The organism is Gimesia sp. (genome assembly GCF_048262075.1).
In the GTDB taxonomy this organism is placed as follows: domain Bacteria; phylum Planctomycetota; class Planctomycetia; order Planctomycetales; family Planctomycetaceae; genus Gimesia.
Genome location: NZ_JBLXFK010000005.1, coordinates 350,772 through 371,896 on the forward strand (window position 1 = coordinate 350,772; position 21,125 = coordinate 371,896).

Consider the following 21,125-nt stretch of genomic DNA (forward strand, 5'->3'; position numbering starts at 1 on the left):
AGTCGCTCAATTCGGGGAGAAATCAAAAATGAGGCAGATTGATGAAGAAAAACTGGAATCCGATCTGGCCTATCGATTTCAGTATCTGGTGGATTTTATTGGAATTACGGAAGATGACTTAGAGGCGATTCATGGAGCTGCGGGCGCTCTGGCACCCCTGGTCCCTTCACTGGTTGATGCAGTGTATGATCAGTTGTTTCGATATGATTGCACGAAACGTCATTTTGTGCCACGCCAACATGGTTACGAGGGCGAAACTCCTGAAAGTATTGAGACCCTGACTCTGGATCATGAAATGATTCAGTTTCGGAAGCAACATCTGGGCCGCTACCTGGAAGCTCTGGTCACCCGACCGTATGACGAAAAAATGGTACAGTACCTGGATCTGGTGGGAAAAATTCATACTCCCAAAGCAGGTAGTCCGACTCTGGACGTGCCTCTCGTACAGATGAACGCCTTGATGGGATTTGTCTCAACCGCGTTGATCAATACGATCCTTGGTCTGAACCTGGATCGCGACACAGAGGTCAAAACATTAACGGCGTTCAACAAATTGCTCTGGGTTCAGAACGATTTAATCAACCGCCACTACCAGGCTTGATTATTGATCCGGTGAAGGCTGGCGGACATCCACGCAGGCGATATTTCCCGCCGAGTCGCGGCAGTAGATGCGGCCACCACAAAGCAGAGGAACCGTCCAGCATTGATCATCGAGTACCTTGAAGCGGGAAATTTCCTGATACGATTCAGGAGACGCTTTTGCGGTGACGAGGGTTCCTTCATCAGAGAGAATGATCAGCTTACCATCTGAAATCAGCACAGAACCACAGCCAAAACCTGCTTCACGCCATTTTATTTTACCCGTCTGTTGATCAAGGCAGTTCAGACGTACGATGCGACCCAGGTTGGAATTCCCGTCCATGCCAAAGAAGTGCTTTTGAAAGAGCACACTGTTGTTGAAGTGGTTCTTCATGTCTTTATTGGTGTAGCGAGCCGTGAGCTTTTCGTTTTTAAATTCGAGGAGAGCACAGCCCTTATGGTACCCCGATGAGATAAAAATCGTATTCCCGTCAATGATCGGAGTGGTGGAATTCGTATCAAAGGGGGAAGGCCAGTTGAAGGTTGTGACTTCGGTACCATCACTGGCGCGGGCGATTGAGAGACAATCATTATTGAGCAGCGCCAGGTACTGGGTTCCCTCTATTTCAAAAGGAGCCGGCGTTCCATAACCTGGCATATGAGGCGCGGATTTCCAGAGTTCTTTCCCCGTGCGTTTATCCAGCGCGACCAGACGTCCGGCTTCGATCAGCAGTTTTTCACCCAGGATCAGCGGCGAACAGGTAAAGCCCCACTCAGGTACTTCCATCTGGTAGGCTTCGGTTAATTTCTTCTCCCAGACAATCTTGCCTGTTTTAATTTCAAAGCAGATCAACCTGCCGTCGCGACTGTTCGTGAAAAGAAAGTTGCCATCAATGGTCGGCGTGGCTCCCGGGCCTCCTGCATTCAGGTGATTGACCAGTTCTGCTGGATAACTTTGTTCCCAGATAATGTCGCCGGTCTCTGCATCCAGACAGTATACACTTTCGTTGCCCTCGTTGTGGCCCATTGTATACAGGCGGCCGTCGGCTGCGGAAATCGAACTGTAACCGATTCCCACATTCCTGCGCCAGCTGACCTGTGGTGGTTTGTCGGTCCAGTCCGCCCGCCAGGCGGTTTCGCTCGAGATACCATCGTAATTCGAGCCCAGCCAGTGTGGCCAGAAACCCGGCTGCGGAACGGGTACCGATTTCGAAGCAGCATCCTTGAATGAGACTTCTACGATCACGGGTGGCAGCGGCTTCGCTGGCTCAGTGGATTCATTGTCTGCGACGGTTTCCGGCATCGCTTCACTACAGGCCATCAATAGCAGGCCGGCAAGCAATAACAGAAACGGGGTGACAAATTTCATTCCGTTCTCCTTAAGGGGTGTCACCCTATTATGCCCGCAGATCCCTTACTTGGGAATGTCAACTTTGATCCGTAGATCGCGGAGCTGGTGTGGATCGACTTCTGAAGGAGCACCACTCAGCAGGTCGGCTGCTTTCTGAGTTTTGGGGAATGCGATGACGTCACGGATATTATCATTTCCGCAGAGCAGCATTACCAGACGATCCAGACCCAGTGCAGCGCCGGCGTGTGGGGGTGCCCCGTAACGCAATGCCTGCAGCAGGAAGCCGAAACGTTCTTCCGCTTCTTCCGCCGAGATCCCCAGTAAATCGAAGATCGTCTGCTGCACATTCTGATCGTGTACACGAACACTGCCACTGGCTAATTCATAACCATTCATCACCAGGTCATACGATTGTGCCCGCACCTTGGCTGGATCACTTTCGAAGTACTGTACGTCTTCTTCGACGGGCTGACAGAAGGGATGATGCTCAGCGTCCCAGCGTTTTTCATCTTCGTTGTAGGAAAGCAGGGGGAAATTGACGACCCAGCAGCACTCGAAATCATCGGGGCCGTACAGTTCCAGCTCTTTACCCAGGCGGTTTCTCAAAGCGGCCAGGGCTGCTGAAGTTACCGAGCACTGGTCGGCAACGAAAAACAGCAGGTCGCCGACCTCCGCCTTCATGGCTTCCATGATCTTCTGCTTGTCTTCATCAGAGAAGAACTTTGCAATGGGGGAATGCAGCCCTTCCTCGGTGACTTTGAAGAAGGCCAACCCTTTGGCACCGTATTCACCCACGAATTCGGTCAGGCCGTCAATGTCTTTGCGGCTGTAGCGGTCGGCGGCGGCTTTGGCATTTAAACCTCTGACGCGTCCGCCGGACTCGATCGTTTTCTTGAAGACGGCGAAGTCACAGCTGGCGGCAATCTCACCCACATCGATCAGTTCCAGGTCAAACCGCAGGTCTGGTTTATCGGAACCATATTTTTCCATCACATCATGGTAATTATAGCGGGGGAGCGGCTCGTTGATTTCAATGTTTCGCAGATCTTTGAGAATGCGGGCAATCAGGCCGTCGATTAAGGTCAGGATGTCTTCCTGTTCGACAAACGCCATTTCGATATCGATCTGTGTGAATTCCGGTTGACGGTCGGCTCGCAGGTCTTCATCACGGAAACAGCGGGCAATCTGCATGTAGCGGTCATAGCCGCCAATCATCAGAATCTGTTTGTAGATCTGTGGTGATTGCGGCAACGCATAAAAGCTGCCTTCATGGACGCGGCTGGGAACCAGGTAATCGCGGGCACCTTCCGGTGTGCTGCGACCCAGAATCGGCGTTTCAATTTCCAGAAACTGATGCTCATCGAAATAGTCGCGGGTCAGTTTGGTCAGACGATGCCGGACCATGAGAGCTTCCTGCAGGCGTTCACTCCTCAGATCGAGGAAGCGATAGGTCAAACGCAGTTCTTCATTAGGCAGTTCGCTCGTGCCTGGTTCGAACGGAGGCGTCTTACTTTTGTTGAGCACTTTGAGCTCATGAGCGCGGATCTCAATTTTTCCGGTCGCCAGCTTTTCGTTTTCCCGGTCATCCCGCAGTACGACTTCGCCGGCTACCTGAATGACGTCTTCCGCACGCAGGGAGCGGGCCAGCTCATGCATATCGGCGTCACGGTCCGGGTTGAACACGATCTGAGTTACTCCGTAGCGATCGCGCAGGTCGATGAAGGCCAGGCCGCCATGGTCGCGACCGCGGATCACCCAGCCCGCCAGTGTGACTGTCTGCCCGACATGATCTGTTCTTAATTCGCCACAGGTATGTGTTCGTAACACCGTCGTATGTCCTTGGTAAGAAAGCTGCAGTACCGAAATAACGTTTGTGTGGATCCCGCGCGGTCAGGAAGAGATTCGGTCCACATGAGTCAGACTCAACAGACCGGATCGAGAGCCGCTGATTGCTCATCGATCCTGACGTATTCCTGCAGGGTATGATCTGCACTCAGGGAGCCGGGGTTCGCCGGAAAGCTCCATAAGGCAAAAACAATGAAGCTGATCTTATTCAAGCAGGCTACTGCCCGCAATGAACAGCACGCGCTTAGCCAGACACAGACTGTGATCTTTTAACGGAATCTCCGATTATTCAGACCACAGACGAATCTGGAAGAGTGAGAAGTGGACTAGGGTTCACTTCTAGCGGTTGCGTCGCAGTCGAAACAGCCCACGCCGTCTCTGTACAGGAGCCGGCTGGCAGTAGCAGTCCGGATTGGAAACGGCTTCTGTTTCAGGAATTGGTTTTACCGGAGTGCTCTTTTCTTCATAAGGAGCTGCAGCGACTTTCTTAGCAGGAGGAGCAGCTGGTTTTTTGGGAGCCACTGAAACTTTCTTGGTTTTGGGCTTTGGTTTGGCGGTTTGTTTTTTATCAGCGGGCTTGGAGCCGGTCACTTTCAGAAACTGCTGATAGGCGTCAGCGACTTTCCCCTGCTGTGTATTACCCTGATGAATATACAAGCCGTACTTGAGATTAAACGTACCACCCGCTTTCAGGTGTTTGGGGTCGGCCGGTGATTTCTTGTTGGTGTAAGAATGATCGCCAAACGGGCTGATCGTAAACAGGCCGTAGTTGCGAACGTGGTAACGCGATTTCTTGAAGTTCTGGGGAGAGTCCATCAAAGTCACGCCATACAGTTTACCGTGCAGCGGACCATAGTAGTCGATCCATTCGGTAGGTTTGCCCCAGTTGTCTTTGGTGCCTTTAATGCCCGTGTTATTTTCGACGCTGCCTTCTTCTTTTTCCCGCATGCCATTAGGCAGACGAATTCCAAACAGACCTTCTTTGGTGTCTTCGAAGACAACCGGTTTGTCACCCGCTTTGAAGGTGATGTCGTAAGTTAAGAGCCGGTTGGCGTAGATTGAAATCACTGTTGTTTCGGTGACAATTGGTTTTCCGTCTGCGCCGAGCCATTGATTGGTCACCTGCATAACGGCAGGATTGCCGGCGGCTTTGATGACTTTGACGTCGCTGTTTTTGATCTTGCCTTTTTCTGCCCAGAAGTCAACTTCATTGACTTCATCAACGGCCACCCAGATTCCCTTATGGTGCGGGTGATCTTCGGGGTCAACCAGCGAACGTGTGATGATCGTGCCATCAGCGGCGCGCACGGGAGAGAAAAACGGCTTGGGAAGATCGCCGCCTGTGTTATATGTGGCGAATGGTTTTCCAGCGATGGTGACACTCAATTTCGTACCGTTTTTTGTGATTTCAACGGGCGCATCTTTCGCGTCGGCAACGGAGCTGAGGCCAACAAACAGGCAGAGTATACTTAAAACGATTTTCACAGCGAAAATTCCTCAAAAGGCAGTGGGTCGTAATGGGTTAGTGAATTACTATCAGTTATTGTGTGCTGAACAGCATTGCTGCGCCAAGTCGCAGGGGCAATTTCAATGATTTTTTCTGCAACTGAACCGGAACTCAGTTTGCGAAACGACCTTTTGATCTGTTATCCTAAGTAGCTTGAGAAAAATAGATCGCCTGGCACTTATCTGAAGACATATCTGAGAACAATGAATACGAAACGACGCCCGCGGACTCTGTCCCCTTTAAAATCATATCCCGGGAAATCATCTGGTTTGCGGAATCAAGGATCACGGGATAGAGAACCGGCGTGGGAAATCGCTTTGTCCGGCGATCTGGGTGATAAAGAGTCCGATCTGGTCTCCCGGATCGTGGATTTGCCGCGGGGCAGTCGAGGCACGATTTTCTTCGATTCTCCCGGCGGTTCCGTCTATGCCGGGCTGACGCTCGCCAGCCTGATTCGTTTACGCAAATTAAATGTGGCCGGCGTGGCTTTGGGAGAATGCTCGTCTGCTGCGATCCTGCCTTTTGCGGCCTGCAAGCATCGCTTTGTGACAACTTATACTACGCTGCTGTTTCATCCGATCCGCTGGCAGAGTGAAGATGATGTCCGCTTTGAAGAAGCAGCCGAATGGGCACGGCATTTCAAAATCATGGAGTCGGACTTTGACCGGTTGCAGGCACAGCTTTTCGGTTGTGATCAGAGTGTGCTGGATCAATGGACGCGGCCCGGGAAGTTCGTCTCGGGGCAGGAACTGGTTGATGCCGGCCTGGCACAACTGATCGATCCCTTCGCGGACGAAGATCAGTGGCAGATGATTGAGGCAAGATAGAGGGCTTATCCGGGACTGTCAGCCTGGCATTGTGGATCAATGTCGATTTTCCGGAACGGAATGTGGCTTCAAATGCGTCTTAAATACAGTCAGGCAGCATGCGCTGGTACCTGACAGAGAGATCATGTGTCTTAACACTATCTAAGGGTGTCCCATGAATGAGTTCAAACAGAGCATCTGTGCTTTACTGATTTTGATTCTGACAAACTGCTGTCTCAATTCCATGTATGCTGCTGATCCACCGGTGGAACCAGAGACCGTCAAAAAGATTAAGCAGGTGGCAATCCAGGTTCTGGCAACGAATCCCCCTCAGTTGTTTGTTACAGTGAGCGGGGAAGTTCCCAGTGGCGGGTTTACTGATGTGGAACTGACGCGTGTGAGCTATCTCAAACCACCTCAAGATGGAATTCAGGATTATTATCTGAAGGCACTGGCTCCCACGCAGCCCGCGATTGCCGTCATCTCGGAAGTCAAAGCCAGAGACCACTGGCTAGGGATGCCGTCCTGGGTCAAGGGGATTCGTGTGCATGGCGTGGATGAGGGAATGAAAGAAGTGCTCTTCAATGACGCACAGCGGAAAGCCCGCCCGCGTGTGCGTAGATTTAAAGGGACATCCGACAGCGGATCATATGACGAAGCCCTTAAAGCAGCGCTCGCGAAACTGAATAATGCGCTAGCCGATGACGGTGTACGCGATGCAACGGCAACGTGGAAAGTGAGCTCGGTTCAAGGCGAAGTCGGAGGCATCGCCGGATTAAATCAACTCAGCGTGATCATTATCGCGAACCGTCAGCCTGCCTGGAAGACGCAGCCAGATTCTGCAAAGACTCCGCCGGCAGCAAAGCAGAAACAGGAAAAGTCTGAATAACAGTTGAAAAGCGATTGACTGTCACTTGGGGGCGATCACACCGGTTTCCGGGCTGGAAGCGGTCGCATACAGTTTTTTCGGGATGCGGCCGGCCAGATACGCGTCGCGTCCCGCTTCGATACCGTGTTTCATCGCCCGTGCCATGCGGACCGGGTCCTGGGCACCGGCGATGCCTGTATTGAGCAGCACTCCATCGCAGCCCAGTTCCATCGCGATCGTGACATCGCTGGCAGTCCCGACGCCCGCATCGACGATCACCGGATAATCCGGATCGTCTTCTTTCAGATATTCCAGACAGATGCGAATGTTGTTCGGGTTCAGAATTCCCTGGCCACTGCCGATCGGGCTGCCCGCGGGCATTACGGATGTGGCCCCCGCTTCCTTGAGCCGCTTCGCGGTTATCGGATCGTCGGTGGAGTAACAGAGTACGGAAAAGCCTTCGTCGACCAGTTGCTTTGTGGCTTCCAGTGTGGCGACCGGATCGGGGAGCAGTGTTTTGGTGTCGCCGAGCACTTCGATCTTGACCCAGTCGGCTCCCGGGTTTTCCAGACCCCGCAGAATTTCGCGTCCCATACGTGCGACGCGGACGGCATCTTCAGCAGTGAAACAGCCCGCGGTATTGGGGAGAATCGTGTATTTATCCAGATCAATGAAGTCCAGAATATTGCGTCCGTCCGCATCGATCAGGCGTTCGCGGCGAACGGCCACGGTAATCACATCGGCACCACTGACTTCCAGGCTCTCCTGCATCAGTTCGTAAGTCGAGTACTTCCCGGTACCTACAATCAGACGGGAATTCAGGTGATGCGTTCCCAGGACGAGAGAAGATTCTGTACTGCCGATTGTTGCCATAATATTTACCCACCGCCTACCAGCGTTACAATTTCCAGGCGATCCCCTTCCTGCAATGCGCAGGCGGCGTGTTCTTCGCGTGGAATTAAAATTAAATTTCGTTCTACGGCCAGATACTTTGGCTGCAGTGCCAGTTCCACCAGCAGATCGGCGACTGTGAATTCAGCCGGGACCTCGCGGGTTTCACCGTTCACCTGAATTTTCACCAGACTGGCTCCTTGGAGATGTGCACGATCGGCCCTGAAAATATCAACAAATACAGATGGAACTGCTGTCACAGGTGATCTGCAGAAATCTCTCTGTTTGCAAAAAGTGAGTTTAGAAGTGATACTGCCAGTCGTCAAGCAATGGCCGGGAAGCCGCCGGACTATTTCCAACGGAGTGCTTCGTTTGTATTCTGAACAGAAGCTTCTGCTGGCTTCCTGCGATACTGATTGGTGGATTTCATCGATTCTTTACAAGTCTTTAATATCATTCGATATAACTGACAGATTGATCGACTTGGAAAGCAGTGACGCGTCACAGAAAAACAGATCGCTTTTATCGAGGATGTAATAGAATGTTGGACAGACGAATTTCGCAGTTTCTTTCTTTTGGAGCAGGTCTCCTGATCATGACAGCAACAGCATCCCTTTCCGCCGTCGAGATTATCGGGCACCGGGGGGCCTCTTATGACGCTCCGGAAAATACCCTCGCTTCTATTAATCTGGCCTGGGAACGGAATGCGGATGCGGTTGAAATCGACATCTACCTGTCCAAAGACGGGAAGATCGTCGCCTATCATGATAAAACCACCAAACGCATCGGCGGTCGGAACCAGGAAGTCAAAGACCAGACCTTCGACGAGTTGCAGACACTGGATGTGGGTGCCTGGAAAAATGTAAAATATAAAGCGGAACGCATTCCCATGTTGATTCAGATTCTGGAAACGATTCCGGATCAGAAACGGCTGTTTATTGAAATCAAATGCGGACCCGAAGTCCTGCCTCAACTGAAAGCGGATCTAGCCGCCTCCGGAAAAGCCCCTGCCCAGACAGCAATCATCGGATTTGATTTTGACACGATGCAGCAGGCCAAACAGTTAATGCCGGAACGGGAAGTCATCTGGGTGTTCAAAGTGAAGCAGAACAAAGTGACTCGTAAGTGGGAACACAAGCCAGGTTACTATATTCAGAAAGCCAAGGAAGCCAACCTGGATGGTCTGGATCTGGGCTATAATGGTTTCGTCGACAAAGCATTTGTCCAACAGGCAAACGAAGCAGGACTGCCCGTGTATGTCTGGACGGTCAATAAAGTGGCTGATGCAAAAAAACTGGCGGAAATGGGTGTGGCCGGCATTACCACCGATCGGCCTGGCCTGTTAAATTCTGCATTAAAACAGGAAAAATAGCGTGGTTTCCCGCGTTCCCCGCGGTGTCTCGTATTGATTTACATCCGGGTTTGTCCGAAAATAGAACGATGTCGCTCTGGTACGACAGAATTTTATGAGAGGTACAAACCCGATGAGAAACCGCTTGATTTTGTTGACAGGCTTTGTGTTGTGGATGGCGCCCCTCTTCTGCACGACTGAGGTGAATGCCAAAGACGAAACGCAGCCGCTGCCACAGCAGGCCATCGACTACATACTCGATCTGGAAAGCGATGATTTCCAGGCGCGGCAACTGGCCACGAAAAAACTGCCCGAATATGGTGAGCAGATTATTGAACCCCTGATGAAAGTAACCAAAGGGGATAGCCTGGAAGCGGCAGTGCGCGCGATTCTGGTAATCGAACAGGTTTACATTCAGGGGAAAGAGAAATCTGTCGGTCGGGCAGAAGACGCGCTGGAACAGTTGGCCAATGCCAACAATCCGTCGGTTGCCATTCGTGCGGAAGAGGCCATTGATCGCCACGCTGACATTCGCGAAAAACGTGCGGTGCGCGAAATTACAAAAATGGGCGGCAAGGTCACCTTCTGGACTGCGGAAGACATTGCCAAGACTCCTGGAGCCAATTCACGGGAGCCAGGTCAGGTCCGTTACATTGTGCTGGGTGAGAAGTGGTGGTCTGGAACGGAAAAAACAATAGAAGTCACTGAAGCAGGCGGAGGTGAAAAAACAGGTGGAAAAGAAAAAGAAGTGAAACCAGCAGGGGGAACTGAACGCGGGCTGCGTTTTATAAAACGGATCAGAAATCTGGATACGCTCTACATGATCAAAGGAAATACGATCCCGGAACTGGCTATGGATGATTTGATGAGAGCACTTCCCGCAACCCGCTTCCAGACGCGTGACAGTGATGCCATGCTGGGTATCACTTTTTCCCAGGTCGGGGGAGACGGTAATATCGGTTGCCTGGTCAGCGACGTCAGTGAGGGGCTCGCTGCCGCGAATGCCGGTATTCAGCCCGGGGATCGCATTATCCAGTTCGGTGACCAAAAAGTAGAAAACTTTAACAGCCTCGTTGATCTTATTGGTAAAAAAGAAGCTGGTGATAAAGTTGAGGTCCTGCTGATCCGGAATGGCAAACCAAAAGCAGTCACTGTCACGCTCAGCAGCTGGCTGGATCGATAACAGTTTGTACGTGCTCAATCATGCAGTTGGTTGAGCAGTTTTAAAGCGGTCTGACGAATGTGAGTTTCCGCATCGATTTCCAGGTAACTGCTGCGGGCCGGCCAGGTTTCATAACCCCCCAGTGCATGCTGCCCAGGAGTCGGCAGGTAACCGCTGGAACCATTCGCCAGTTCCATGGAAAAGGTCGCTTCGAATGGGCTCTGGTCTTTGATTGCCAGCCCGGTTTCGGTAAACACTTCACAAGGCAGGCTCACGATTCCCAGATCCCCAATGCGAATGGCCTGGATTTTTATTTTCTCTGTGGGAGGATATTTACTCAGTTCAACCGCTTCCGTCGCATAGATTTTCGCCCAGCGATGAGCTGTTTTCTGTTGGGGATGTTCCAGAATCTCACGCGCCCAGGCCAGCCGTGCAGCATCAGGACGACGAATTCCCAGTTCCAGTTCTGTTTCGATCATGGCAATCTGCAAGTCGGATTTGTGATTCATCTGGTCTATGACCTTCAACGACTGTTCCGCGAACTGTTTGCCCGATTCTTCGATCCACTCAAATGCCTTATATTTCTTTTTATCCTGTTTCATGACCGCACCCACATTGCCGCTGGTACCATTGGAGAGCATGCCTACAAACGGGGGATGTGATTTCTTCGTCGCCAGTTTTTTCGCGAGATGTCGGGCGTAAGCACCAAAATAGTCTGCACTGATCTGACCTTTCTGATAACCCCCGCAATAGTGAATGCTCATGTTGCCCAGAACTGCCAGAGGCGATCCATCTCGATGCTGGACTGAGAGCAGGGAGCACTGCGGGTCAATGGGAGCCGCGGGTTGAATGATCGATTTGCTGCGACCGGCGACCGACTTGATTTGTTCTCCCGCCACTCCGAACGGGTTCAAAGAGACACTCCCTTTCTCCGCCAGAAACCGGCGACAGGCGGCATACTTTCCGGCATCGAATGAGCCCCAGGCAATCTGCGCAGGCGCCAGATTCTGGTCAGCCTGGATGATGGCGGCGGCCATCTGTTCGATCAGTTGTTCGTAATAGGCATCATCTTTCTCACTCGCGCGACCATACGGCACACGCGGAGCAGCGTGCGTATGCGTGCTGGTCATCAGAATGCGATTCACGGGTAGACCGGTTTTCTCAAAGACGATCTGTTTCGCGCGATCAAAGTAACTTCGTTCGACCATGCACAGATCATTCACGCAAATGGCAATCCGTGTATGCCCGTCCGCGAGTACCAGTGCACGCGAAAAGATCCGATCGTGCACCCCGGTGACAGAACCATTTTTAGAGATGACCCCGTCCAGCGATGTTCCCAGCGGAGGAGTAATGTCGACAGCAGCGGCGCCTGCCCGCAGCCCTGTGGTCTCCGCCTGTGCTTCGCTGAAAGTCACTGTTTGCAACAGAAAACAGGCAGGCAGGATCAGTGTCAGAATAATGCGGGCCAGCATACGGGACCTCTCAAAGAATTCAAATAGGAAAAGCGCGTCGCATTCAGCATACCCGATCGGGAAGTGATCTTTCCAGAACAGAGACAGGATTTATACCAGTCCGATTATATTCCAGAATGGTTTAGTCCAGTTTCTGTTGCGCGGCGTTGTCGCGTTCATTCAGCCACTGGGCCATTTCATTGGAGACGAGAAATGCCATCGCGCCGCCGCGGGCATCGGTACCGAGAATCGCCGTACGATCCAGGTAGCCACGAAGGTTTTTCTGTTTGCCGGTTCCCGTACAGACATCGACGAGAGTGCCATCAAAGGCGACGCGGGTTTTGATCGCATTCCAGGCGCCTTCGATAATCGGCGTGTAAATCTTCGCGTCCAGCCAGCCTACGCGCACACCACGAATCATCGAAAATGTGATCATGCAGGTGGAGGTCATCTCGCGATAACTCTCGGGATGATCAATCACCTGATGCCACATCCCGTTGGGATCCTGGTGACGACTGAGCGCTTCCAGATGTTTTCGATGTCCTGCAATGAATTGTTCCCGCAGTGGTGAATTCAAGGGGAGCTCTGACAGGACTAATGCCAGACCCAAAGCCGGGAAGCCGTTACCTCGCCCCCAGGCTGCATCGCTGAGCGGTGAATTCTGATAGATGCCGTCCGGCCGTTGGTCCATGTTCTGAATGAACCGCCAGTGCTTCAGCGCCATGTCGTAGTATTTCGATTCCCCGGTCAGTCGGCCAACGGCTGCCAGAATGGGACAGGACATAAATACGGCGTCGCTCATTTCCGCATGATGAGGCATCGACTCGCGCATCTTTCCCTGCTCATCAAAACCGAGGTCCGCCGCCTGTTTTGCCAGCTGAAGATACTGCGGGTTACCAGTCGCTTTGGCCAATTCGGAAAATAGCAGATGCCCGGCGATCAGGCTGCCGCCGCCTCCTTTTTTGAGAGGCTCGGGGTTTTTCTTGAGATAGGCTTGCGTGATTTTTTCCACGGCTGGCAAGCGACTCGGGTCCGCCGTCAGTTCGCCTAGCTTGATCTGACTGATCAGAGACAATGCAGGCAGGTAGGAAAGCCGTCCCAGTTCATGTCCATAAACGTTAGCCAGTTGAGTCGCGACCTGAATGGGAGTCCGTTGCAGTCGTCGCATCAATTCCAGTCGAGCCGGGGAGGGGCCCTGAAAGGAAATCTGTTCCATTGCGGTTAACAGTTCAGGAAGAAACGTGCGCGCGTTGCTTGCCTCGAGTTCCACAGCCAAAGCGGGCACGCGACCGACGTGGGAAGGTGATTTGAAGGCAAGTGCCGAAACCAGTTCCCAACCGAATACCGGTTTGATCTGTGGCTGTAACTCTTTACCCAGCGTTTTTGTTGCCGGCAGACTGTCTACGGGGACGACCCATTGAAATTGTTTACCCTCGCGGACATCGAGTACCAGGTCTGGTGCATGCATGCCGATCCAGCGCCATAGATACTCGGCTTCCGGTTTGGTGGGACTGAGATACGCGTCTCCCATAGGCGGGTAGCCGTGCGTTGGATTTCCTCCCGAAGCGTTTTTCGGGCCCTGCTGCAGAACCCAGGCATCCGGGTTGGCGACAGGAACTGCGGACAGCGAAAACTTTTCCCGCAGCGGTCCGGCCTCTTTCGATCCATAAAACCAGTTGACCGCATCGAGAACAGCATCCACGGAGACCTGTGATCCATCCAGCCCGCCAATCAACAGGATGCGGGTTTTTCCCGTGTGCAGATTCAGATCTTCTTGAGAATACACGCAAGGGATCGGTGTTTCTTTACGGGTCACACCGATGGCCGAGTGAATCAAGGCAGGCTGTTTCTGCAGCGAATGCAGTTTTTCTGTGACCGCTGATTTAAAATCGACGGTTACTTCCGGTTTTTCTGCATTGGCGGGATCTGCAAACAGAGAAACCGGTTGAGCAGAAAGCAGGGCAACAAGCGTCAGGCTAAGCGTCAGCAGAGAAAATTTCATGGCAGGCAGAATCCAGGCAGGGTAATCAGGAAGAAAGTGAATGAAAACAGTAGTTCACAAATATTGTAAAACTGCTGCAGACCAAATGCCAGCAGAGAACCCTGTTCCTTACGAAAAGCAATCTCTAACGGGTGGGCACGAATGTAATTCGTGCCGAGCGTAGCGAGCAGGAGGTTGCAGCTCTAATGTGCAAATCATAGTTGAGATACCAACTAATCGACATCAGACAGAATAAGGTGCGTCGATGCACCACTCATCGTGAAATCTGCTACCTCCTGTTGCCTACGGCAATCCCGGATTTTATCCGGGACCACCCGCGGGACGATGTGGAGATATCGAATTACGGTTCTACGCGCACATGCAGTCGTGTCACTGCTTTCACGCCATCCTCGCGGCTGCGTTCGACTTTCACCAGGTAGTCGCCCGGTTTCTGAAAGGTGTGTTTTGTGATTGCGTAGCCATCTTCATTCAGGGGTTTCACGTTGCCATCTGATTTTACGGTGACGGTGGGGCTGCCATCGCCAAAGTCCCAGATTTCTTCCCCCATCGTATTGCCGAACGTGCGGACTTTAAACGTAATCGATTCACCTGCGTTGTTATTGAGGGAAGGCCAGTAGGAGGCGTGAATGCGTGGCACATACTCTTCCATGTTTTGGGGATCAAGTACGTGGACTTCCGCAAAATCGTAATCGACATTTCCGGCTTTGTCGGTAACTTTCAGAATTTCGCTATAGACGCCAGGTTTGTGGTAGGTTCGTTTGATTTCTGCTCCGGTTGCGGTCGTGCCGTCTGTGAAGGTCCAGTCATAACTCTGAATGCTGTCGTTGACACTAAAAGACTGCGTGCCTTTGAGAACCGTGGAGTCGCCAGCTTTGATAAAGTGTTTGCGACGGGTATTCGCGACCAGTTCCGGTTTGTATTGATTGCGGTATGCTTCCCAGATAAACGCATAGCCGGCCTGCGTGCCCCACTTGCCCGAGGGTTGGCGGCTCTTGATTTCAAAGTGCAGATGCGACCAGCCGCCACTGGCTCCCTTTTTGCCCAGGATGCCAATTTCTTCTCCCTGTTTAATCAATCGTCCGGGTTTGATGCGGTCATTGATTTGATGCAGATGACTGTAACGGTAGTACCAGCCCCGGGCATCGCGGAGATAAACGACATCGTACCGTGGTGCGACCGGGGTGTCTTTTTTGTGGGCATCGAGTACTTCATCCCCCGCAGAAACCACAATCGCATCCGTGGCAGCGATGACCCGTGTCAGTTTCTCGGCACCGCCGATATCGAGACCGCTGTGATAGTAGATTTTCGGCAGGATTTTTGTGCCGCCATCAACCGGTTCGTTGTCGTACCATGTTCGTGTGGCAAACCAGCGCTGGTCGACGGGATAGATAAACGAACCCGTTTTGATCAGCGGCGAAGCTTTGGGCCAGAAACGCAGGCGGGCATCTTTATCGAGTCCCCAGAACGAGGGGGTGCCGTTGGAGTTGTAACCGCCGGTAATGGAACAGTCCATCTGTACTTTTCCAATCGTCTGCGGCAGATTGTACATCCCCGATTCCAGCTGGATCGTTTTGCCGTCCACGTCGACCGTGACGATCGCGCTGCGTACTGCCTGTCGAACGGGGTCGCGAGTCTCCTTGAGATCGAGCAGTTTCACCTGAACCTGTTCGCCGTTATTGAGAGTGACCGTAGCTGACTCGCCGACATTCAGATCGACGACGCGCACAACAGGAGTGAACTCCGGTTCGGTTTCTGATTCCGCAGCCGGGAGATTCCCAGTCAGGATGGTCAAACAGAGTGCACTTAAGAGGATAAAGCAGAACTTAAAACGCAAGGAGGAGATCGACATGGCAGGGCTCTTTTGTTTGGGTCGGGGGGCGCATCAGGGGGTTGTCTGTTTCTGGTCGGCGATCAGCCCGGCGATAAAACCGGCTTTGAAGCCTGCATTGATATTAACGACAGTCACATTCGCAGCACAACTGTTAAGCATACCCAGCAGCGCCGCCATGCCACCCAGGCTGGCACCGTAACCGACGCTGGTAGGGACCGCGATGACCGGGCAGGAGACCCAGCCGCCGACGACAGAGGGGAGTGCCCCTTCCATACCGGCGGCGACAACGATCGCGGAGACATTCTGAATTCGCGGCAGTTGCTCTTGCAGACGGTGTGGACCTGCGACGCCGACATCAACGATGAAGTCGGGCTCGTAGCCCATCCAGATCAATGTTTCGATGGCTTCTTCCGCGACGGGACGATCACTGGTGCCCGCGGTTAAAACGGCAATTCTTCCCGTGATCAGTTCTTCATCACGGGCAGCATCTTTTTCGGCAATTCGAATGGTACGTGCTGTCTGATTGTGGATGGCCTGGGGAAACTGTTTAGACACAACTTCCGCCTGTTCTTCTGAGATTCGGGTTCCCAGGCAGCGTTGTTTTGATTCCAGCAACAGTGTGAAAATTTCAACCAGGGAAGCAGCCGTTTTTCCTTCGCAATACACGACTTCGGGATAGCCACAGCGTGAGCTGCGATCCAGGTCGATGCTCGCGGATGCCAGCGTGCCTGTTTTAAGAGGCGTCTGTTTCTGGAACGATTCGACAGCCTGCTCGACGGACAGCGCCCCCTGACGGACCTGCTCAAACAGTTGAGAAAGCTGGTCATCGGACATTAAAAATACCTCTATTCAACTGCGGTAAACAAACAGCAGGATGGTCGAAAACCGGCCATCCTGCGAAAATTTATGATAAGTGGAAACAGATCAGAGTTTCAAGTTGTTGTTTGAGCAACTCAAAAGATCAGTCTTCACTTTTGCTCAAATTGGCGATCACGCTGAAGTCTTCGAGAGTCGTGGTGTCCCCGGTACTTTCCCGGCCGGCAGCGATATCACGCAACAGACGTCGCATGATTTTTCCACTGCGGGTTTTGGGAAGTGCAGCGGCGAATCGAATCTGATCGGGAGTCGCGACGACACCAATTTGTGTGCGCACGTGCTGTTTCAGTTCTTCCTTCAATTCGTCGGGACTTTCATCTGTTTTCAGCGAGACAAAACAGCAGATGCCTTCCCCTTTGAGTTCATGCGGGAAACCGACCACGGCAGCTTCCGCCACTTTGGGATGCGAGACGAGGGCACTTTCGACTTCCATTGTACTCAGACGGTGACCAGAGACATTGATCACATCATCGATGCGCCCCATAATCCAGTAGTAACCATCTTCATCACGGCGGGCACTGTCGCCGGCCAGGTAACAGCCGGGGATCGTACTGAAGTAAACGTCTTTGAACCGTTCGTGGTCGCCATACAGGGTTCGCAGCATGTGAGGCCAGGGCTGACGCATTACCAGAAGGCCCCCCTGGTTATCTCCGAGACTTTCCCCGTCTGCTGAAACAATATCTGGTACGACGCCGGGCAGCGGTGTCGTACAACTACCGGGTTTGGTTGCCGTCACACCGGGCAGCGGGCTCATCATGATACCCCCCGTTTCGGTCTGCCACCAGGTATCAACGATCGGGCAGCGCTCCTGACCGATCACGGTGTGATACCACATCCAGGCTTCGGGGTTGATCGGCTCACCGACGGTTCCCAGCAGACGCAGGCTGGACAAATCATGTTTATTCGGCCATTCATCGCCCCACTTAATGAAGGCGCGAATTGCCGTTGGTGCGGTGTAGAAAATATTAACCTGGTACTTTTCGACGATTTCCCAGAAACGACCTTCATCGGGCCAGTTGGGAGCACCTTCATACATCACGGTTGTAGCACCGTTGGCCAGTGGGCCATACACGATGTAGCTGTGTCCGGTAATCCAGCCGATGTCGGCGGTACACCAGTAGGTATCATCTTCTTTCAGATCGAAGACCCATTCGGAGGTCATTTTCGCGCCGAGCAGATAACCGCCGGTGGAGTGTTGTACGCCTTTGGGTTTGCCTGTACTTCCGGAAGTGTAGAGGATGAACAGCGGGTGTTCGCTGTCGAGCTCGACCGGATCGCATTCCGGCGAAGCATCGTCCATCAGATCGTGCCACCAGTAGTCACGGTCGGGGACCATGTCGACTTCACAGCCCGTGCGACGATAGACGACCACTTTTTCCACACTGGGAGATTTTTCCATACTCTGGTCGACGGCTTCCTTGAGTGGAATGTTCTTGCCACGTCGCCAGCCACCATCGGCGGTGATGACCAGTTTCGCCTGGGCATCATTGTTACGGTCCGCAATCGCGTCGGCACTGAAGCCACCGAAGATAATCGAATGGGTTGCACCGATGCGGGAGCAGGCCAGCATGGCAATCGCGAGTTCGGGAACCATAGGCATGTAAAGTGTGACGCGGTCCCCGGTCTCAACACCCAGTTTTTTCAGGCAGTTGGCGAACTTGCAGACTTCCCGGTACAGGTCCTGATAACGCAGCACGCGCGTGTCGCCTGGTTCACCTTCCCAGATAATCGCGGCTTTGTTCTTGCGCCAGCTGTCCAGATGCCGGTCGATGCAGTTGACCGAAGCATTGATCTTGCCCCCTTTGAACCATGTGGTCTCGGGCATCTCGCCTTCGAGTACACTTTCATACGGTTGAGACCATTCCAGGTCTTGCGCCAGGTCACCCCAGAAACCCGCGGGATCATCTTTCGCCCGGTTCCAGAGCTTCTGGTATTCTTCCATGCTGGAGATATTAGCCTGCTCTACAAACTCGGCTGGCGGCGGAAATGATCGAGTTTCCTGAAGAACACTTTCAATGTTTTCGTTAACCTGGTCACTCATCGTTGTCATTCCCCTTTGTTTTATTTGGCGAGCGAAATAAGAACCGAAAATGTGGCTCAGCAGCCTGTAATGATCAGGTCCGCTGAATCGATTCTCTCCCTGTGTCTTTCTAAAGAATTAATAAACAATGCTAAGATAGAGATTTTAGGGCACTGTTTTTTTGAAGTCAACAAACGGACAATCGCTTCCTCAGATAACGGAAAAGCGTTGTTGAATACCTTATCTAAGCGTCAAAACACGGAAAATCAAGCGGGACGGGGTACGCAAGTCACTTTAAATCTGCGGAAAGTCAGTCCAATTCCCAATTTCTTAGCGAATCGATCTGTTTTCACCAAAATTTGAGAGAGACAGGAAGTGAACACTTGGTAAATTTACTCTCCGCTATGTCCTGCAGTACTTTTCAACTGGCGCCCGCTTCCATCAAGGCACGTGCTTTCTGGTAAGCGGCTTTCATTTCCGGGGAATCCTGCGTGTGTTCACCACGAAAGACGAGCAGCAGACCCAGGCGGGGGAAGTCGCTGATATTCGGGGCGCTGAAGTGAATCGTCTGGCTGTGATGGATCAGGATATCGCCCGCCTTGAGCAGGGCCGCGCTTGCCTGAGTGTCATCGACCGACTCTGCCAGTCCGAAGGAATTGCCTTTGACCCCGGAAGGCACATGTTCGTGCACGCCCTGCGTATGCGAACCAGGCAGATAATGCACGGGGCCATTTTCCGGCGTCACATCATCCAATGCGATCCAGACAGTAAGTACATCCGGCGGGGTCTGACAGAAATAAGCATTGTCTTGATGCGGTGGAACGCCTGAGCCTACCTTCGCTGGTTTATTGAAGGTTTCAACTCCCATGCAGGACGGCGTCCCATTGACCAGTTCAGCAATCAGAGCCTGCAGTCGTGCTTCGGCAGGGAGTCGGGTAAAGAAGGGGTCATGTGTCTGCATCCGCCAGCAGTTACGAATGGCGGTTCCGTCCGCTTCAAATACGACATCACTTTCAGGCACACCCGGCACGACTTCCCGGTTATAGCGTTCGACGGCTGATCTGATTTCAGCCAGTTCCTCACCTGCGTACCAGGCGGGAAGATGTACGAATCCCTGAGATTGATATTCCGCGACGATTTCCTGGTGGATCATAGTCGTTCCCTTTTGACTGGGATTTCAGAATGTTTCTGTTGCGCATAATCGTTAAGTTCATGCAATGCTACATTCAGGAAACAGGAAGAACATGTTGCCTACAGGCTAGCTCGAACAGGAAAGAATTTCAGCAAAATAATGACTGGATTGGTAAGTTCTGTGGAAATAATTGAATGCGGCGGGAAGCGGAGATTCCAAAGCAGAATCACCGTTTTCGTCTTCGCCTGAAGGTTCAGCGGCGCATCAGCGTACGTTGACTGCTCTGTTGTTTGAGCGGGCGGCGGGAAATTTCCTGCCAGTGGCGAATGTCAATTTCATAAGGACCATGCGGGCGATCGAAGCCGCCGTAATCTCGGTAGTATTTTTCCAGCTTGCCGATCTTCTGGTCGACGCGTAACTCACCCCGACGCTGGCTTTTCGGTGAACGACCCCAGACGATTTCCGAACCGCCGGTGGTGATCAGACGGTAGATCAAATCATCCAGGGTGACGTCTGCCGTCACGCGTGGCGGGACTTCGATGGAGACGATATCCAGTTCTTTCCAGTGCGGACCCAGTGCTTCAGCCAACTGGGCGGCGCCGGTAACGGTTGTGTCGCCCCAGGATGTCCCCGCCGGTCCGGCAGGGATCGAGCTGACGCCGGTGATAATCGGGAAGCGGCGGGCATCGGAAACGGAAAAGTCTTCGGGCGGTAACAGAACTCCCGCATTGTCCACGGGAAACAGCCCCTGCTTCAGCTCCACCATGGCAGCCGGTTTGCGAAACAGAATTTCCACTTCCACCGTATTCGTTTTGCGGACCGAAATGACTTTCTGTACCCAGGGATGTTTCTGGAACGCGTCGGCAATCTTGAGTACCAGACCCTGATCGAGCAGGGAGACCCGCGCGGGCAATTCGCTGCGTTTGATGACCTGGTCGACAATGTCGATCGGGACATAATGCGGGGGTGCCGGCTGCAGGGAGAGTTCTTTGGTTTCGATCTGGTATTCTTCACGCTGGGACAGATCGGGAAGCTGCTGCTTCACTTTCTGAAAGAAGAACAGGCCGGTTACTACCACCGCCAGAACCAGCAGAACCTTCGGGCGAAACAACAGGCGGATCAATGACGAAGGGTTGAACAGGGAAGTCGATTCTTCCTGTGCCTCTTCTTCTTCGACCACTTTGACCTTCTTTTTAGCAGGTCGTTTTTTGCTTGTTTTTCGACTCATGTGCTCTGGTTTAGCGTTGACCTTTGACAAATCATCGGGCTGCGAATCGCAGGGGATCGGGGCAGACTGTATCCCGTTTTATAAAACGTCTCCAAGGCTGTTTGGACCGAGTATAACAGATTCAGAGACGCTATGATTAACTGGGATGCGCTCTGGAAGAACAGACGCCGATCAATGCTGCAGCCTGGTGAAGCAAAGCCTGAGGGCATCTGCGCACGGTCTCTG

Annotated in this window: 17 protein-coding genes; 5 read left to right on the forward strand and 12 right to left on the reverse strand. The window is 52.6% G+C overall.

What is annotated here, in order from left to right:
- Window positions 1-28 precede the first annotated feature (28 nt).
- Window positions 29-601, forward strand: coding sequence for a protoglobin family protein (locus ACN0YH_RS13140; protein ID WP_417380022.1), 573 nt, complete (start codon window positions 29-31; stop codon window positions 599-601).
- Here ACN0YH_RS13140 and ACN0YH_RS13145 read toward each other — a convergent pair whose 3' ends face one another.
- The 3 genes from ACN0YH_RS13145 to ACN0YH_RS13155 form a co-directional block, all read right to left on the reverse strand.
- Window positions 602-1,948, reverse strand: a complete 1,347-nt coding sequence (locus ACN0YH_RS13145) for a PQQ-binding-like beta-propeller repeat protein (RefSeq protein WP_417380023.1) — start codon at window positions 1,946-1,948, stop codon at window positions 602-604.
- A 45-nt stretch (window positions 1,949-1,993) separates the two neighbouring features.
- On the reverse strand, window positions 1,994-3,757 hold the full coding sequence (gene aspS / locus ACN0YH_RS13150) for an aspartate--tRNA ligase (protein WP_417380024.1): 1,764 nt from the start codon (window positions 3,755-3,757) through the stop codon (window positions 1,994-1,996).
- Between the two features lie 357 nt (window positions 3,758-4,114).
- Complete coding sequence (locus ACN0YH_RS13155) at window positions 4,115-5,260, reverse strand: PmoA family protein (protein ID WP_417380025.1); 1,146 nt, start codon at window positions 5,258-5,260, stop codon at window positions 4,115-4,117.
- 291 nt (window positions 5,261-5,551) lie between these two features.
- On the opposite strand from ACN0YH_RS13155, the gene ACN0YH_RS13160 reads away from it, so the two are divergent.
- Window positions 5,552-6,109 (forward strand): ClpP family protease, encoded by a 558-nt coding sequence (locus ACN0YH_RS13160; protein WP_417380026.1) that lies wholly within the window; start codon window positions 5,552-5,554, stop codon window positions 6,107-6,109.
- Window positions 6,110-6,263: 154 nt separating this feature from the next.
- Window positions 6,264-6,977, forward strand: coding sequence for a hypothetical protein (locus ACN0YH_RS13165; RefSeq protein WP_417380027.1), 714 nt, complete (start codon window positions 6,264-6,266; stop codon window positions 6,975-6,977).
- 21 nt (window positions 6,978-6,998) lie between these two features.
- Here the strand turns inward: ACN0YH_RS13165 and ACN0YH_RS13170 are convergent, their stop codons facing one another.
- Entirely contained in the window at window positions 6,999-7,829 is an 831-nt protein-coding gene (locus tag ACN0YH_RS13170; RefSeq protein ID WP_417380028.1) for a thiazole synthase, read from the reverse strand.
- 5 nt (window positions 7,830-7,834) lie between these two features.
- Window positions 7,835-8,035, reverse strand: coding sequence for a sulfur carrier protein ThiS (thiS, locus tag ACN0YH_RS13175; RefSeq protein WP_145223693.1), 201 nt, complete (start codon window positions 8,033-8,035; stop codon window positions 7,835-7,837).
- Between the two features lie 353 nt (window positions 8,036-8,388).
- On the opposite strand from thiS, the gene ACN0YH_RS13180 reads away from it, so the two are divergent.
- Window positions 8,389-9,219 (forward strand): glycerophosphodiester phosphodiesterase, encoded by an 831-nt coding sequence (locus tag ACN0YH_RS13180; RefSeq protein WP_417380029.1) that lies wholly within the window; start codon window positions 8,389-8,391, stop codon window positions 9,217-9,219.
- A 112-nt stretch (window positions 9,220-9,331) separates the two neighbouring features.
- Window positions 9,332-10,381 (forward strand): PDZ domain-containing protein, encoded by a 1,050-nt coding sequence (locus ACN0YH_RS13185; RefSeq protein ID WP_417380030.1) that lies wholly within the window; start codon window positions 9,332-9,334, stop codon window positions 10,379-10,381.
- 14 nt (window positions 10,382-10,395) lie between these two features.
- Here the strand turns inward: ACN0YH_RS13185 and ACN0YH_RS13190 are convergent, their stop codons facing one another.
- The 7 genes from ACN0YH_RS13190 to ACN0YH_RS13220 form a co-directional block, all read right to left on the reverse strand.
- The gene (locus ACN0YH_RS13190; RefSeq protein WP_417380031.1) at window positions 10,396-11,832 is read right to left on the reverse strand and encodes a neutral/alkaline non-lysosomal ceramidase N-terminal domain-containing protein; all 1,437 of its coding nucleotides are present in this window, start codon (window positions 11,830-11,832) and stop codon (window positions 10,396-10,398) included.
- A gap of 121 nt (window positions 11,833-11,953) precedes the next feature.
- Complete coding sequence (locus tag ACN0YH_RS13195; RefSeq protein ID WP_417380032.1) at window positions 11,954-13,813, reverse strand: glycoside hydrolase family 88 protein; 1,860 nt, start codon at window positions 13,811-13,813, stop codon at window positions 11,954-11,956.
- Window positions 13,814-14,153: 340 nt separating this feature from the next.
- Complete coding sequence (locus ACN0YH_RS13200) at window positions 14,154-15,662, reverse strand: PKD domain-containing protein (protein ID WP_417380033.1); 1,509 nt, start codon at window positions 15,660-15,662, stop codon at window positions 14,154-14,156.
- A gap of 33 nt (window positions 15,663-15,695) precedes the next feature.
- Window positions 15,696-16,478 (reverse strand): nickel pincer cofactor biosynthesis protein LarB, encoded by a 783-nt coding sequence (larB, locus tag ACN0YH_RS13205; RefSeq protein WP_417380034.1) that lies wholly within the window; start codon window positions 16,476-16,478, stop codon window positions 15,696-15,698.
- Window positions 16,479-16,605: 127 nt separating this feature from the next.
- Entirely contained in the window at window positions 16,606-18,561 is a 1,956-nt protein-coding gene (gene acs, locus ACN0YH_RS13210; RefSeq protein WP_417380035.1) for an acetate--CoA ligase, read from the reverse strand.
- 400 nt (window positions 18,562-18,961) lie between these two features.
- Window positions 18,962-19,693, reverse strand: coding sequence for a phytanoyl-CoA dioxygenase family protein (locus tag ACN0YH_RS13215; RefSeq protein WP_417380036.1), 732 nt, complete (start codon window positions 19,691-19,693; stop codon window positions 18,962-18,964).
- Between the two features lie 232 nt (window positions 19,694-19,925).
- Window positions 19,926-20,900, reverse strand: a complete 975-nt coding sequence (locus tag ACN0YH_RS13220) for a cell division protein FtsQ/DivIB (protein WP_417380037.1) — start codon at window positions 20,898-20,900, stop codon at window positions 19,926-19,928.
- Between the last annotated feature and the right edge of the window lie 225 nt (window positions 20,901-21,125).

What these genes read in the sequence shown, in the direction of transcription:
- ACN0YH_RS13185 (WP_417380030.1), top strand. Translation starts at nt 9,332, where the DNA reads ATGAGAAACCGCTTGATTTTGTTGACAGGCTTTGTGTTGTGGATGGCG.
- ACN0YH_RS13215 (WP_417380036.1), bottom strand. Translation starts at nt 19,693, where the DNA reads ATGATCCACCAGGAAATCGTCGCGGAATATCAATCTCAGGGATTCGTA.
- ACN0YH_RS13145 (WP_417380023.1), bottom strand. Translation starts at nt 1,948, where the DNA reads ATGAAATTTGTCACCCCGTTTCTGTTATTGCTTGCCGGCCTGCTATTG.
- acs (WP_417380035.1), bottom strand. Translation starts at nt 18,561, where the DNA reads ATGAGTGACCAGGTTAACGAAAACATTGAAAGTGTTCTTCAGGAAACT.
- ACN0YH_RS13200 (WP_417380033.1), bottom strand. Translation starts at nt 15,662, where the DNA reads ATGTCGATCTCCTCCTTGCGTTTTAAGTTCTGCTTTATCCTCTTAAGT.
- ACN0YH_RS13220 (WP_417380037.1), bottom strand. Translation starts at nt 20,900, where the DNA reads ATGAGTCGAAAAACAAGCAAAAAACGACCTGCTAAAAAGAAGGTCAAA.
- ACN0YH_RS13165 (WP_417380027.1), top strand. Translation starts at nt 6,264, where the DNA reads ATGAATGAGTTCAAACAGAGCATCTGTGCTTTACTGATTTTGATTCTG.
- ACN0YH_RS13180 (WP_417380029.1), top strand. Translation starts at nt 8,389, where the DNA reads ATGTTGGACAGACGAATTTCGCAGTTTCTTTCTTTTGGAGCAGGTCTC.
- ACN0YH_RS13195 (WP_417380032.1), bottom strand. Translation starts at nt 13,813, where the DNA reads ATGAAATTTTCTCTGCTGACGCTTAGCCTGACGCTTGTTGCCCTGCTT.
- ACN0YH_RS13190 (WP_417380031.1), bottom strand. Translation starts at nt 11,832, where the DNA reads ATGCTGGCCCGCATTATTCTGACACTGATCCTGCCTGCCTGTTTTCTG.
- ACN0YH_RS13170 (WP_417380028.1), bottom strand. Translation starts at nt 7,829, where the DNA reads ATGGCAACAATCGGCAGTACAGAATCTTCTCTCGTCCTGGGAACGCAT.
- larB (WP_417380034.1), bottom strand. Translation starts at nt 16,478, where the DNA reads ATGTCCGATGACCAGCTTTCTCAACTGTTTGAGCAGGTCCGTCAGGGG.
- ACN0YH_RS13140 (WP_417380022.1), top strand. Translation starts at nt 29, where the DNA reads ATGAGGCAGATTGATGAAGAAAAACTGGAATCCGATCTGGCCTATCGA.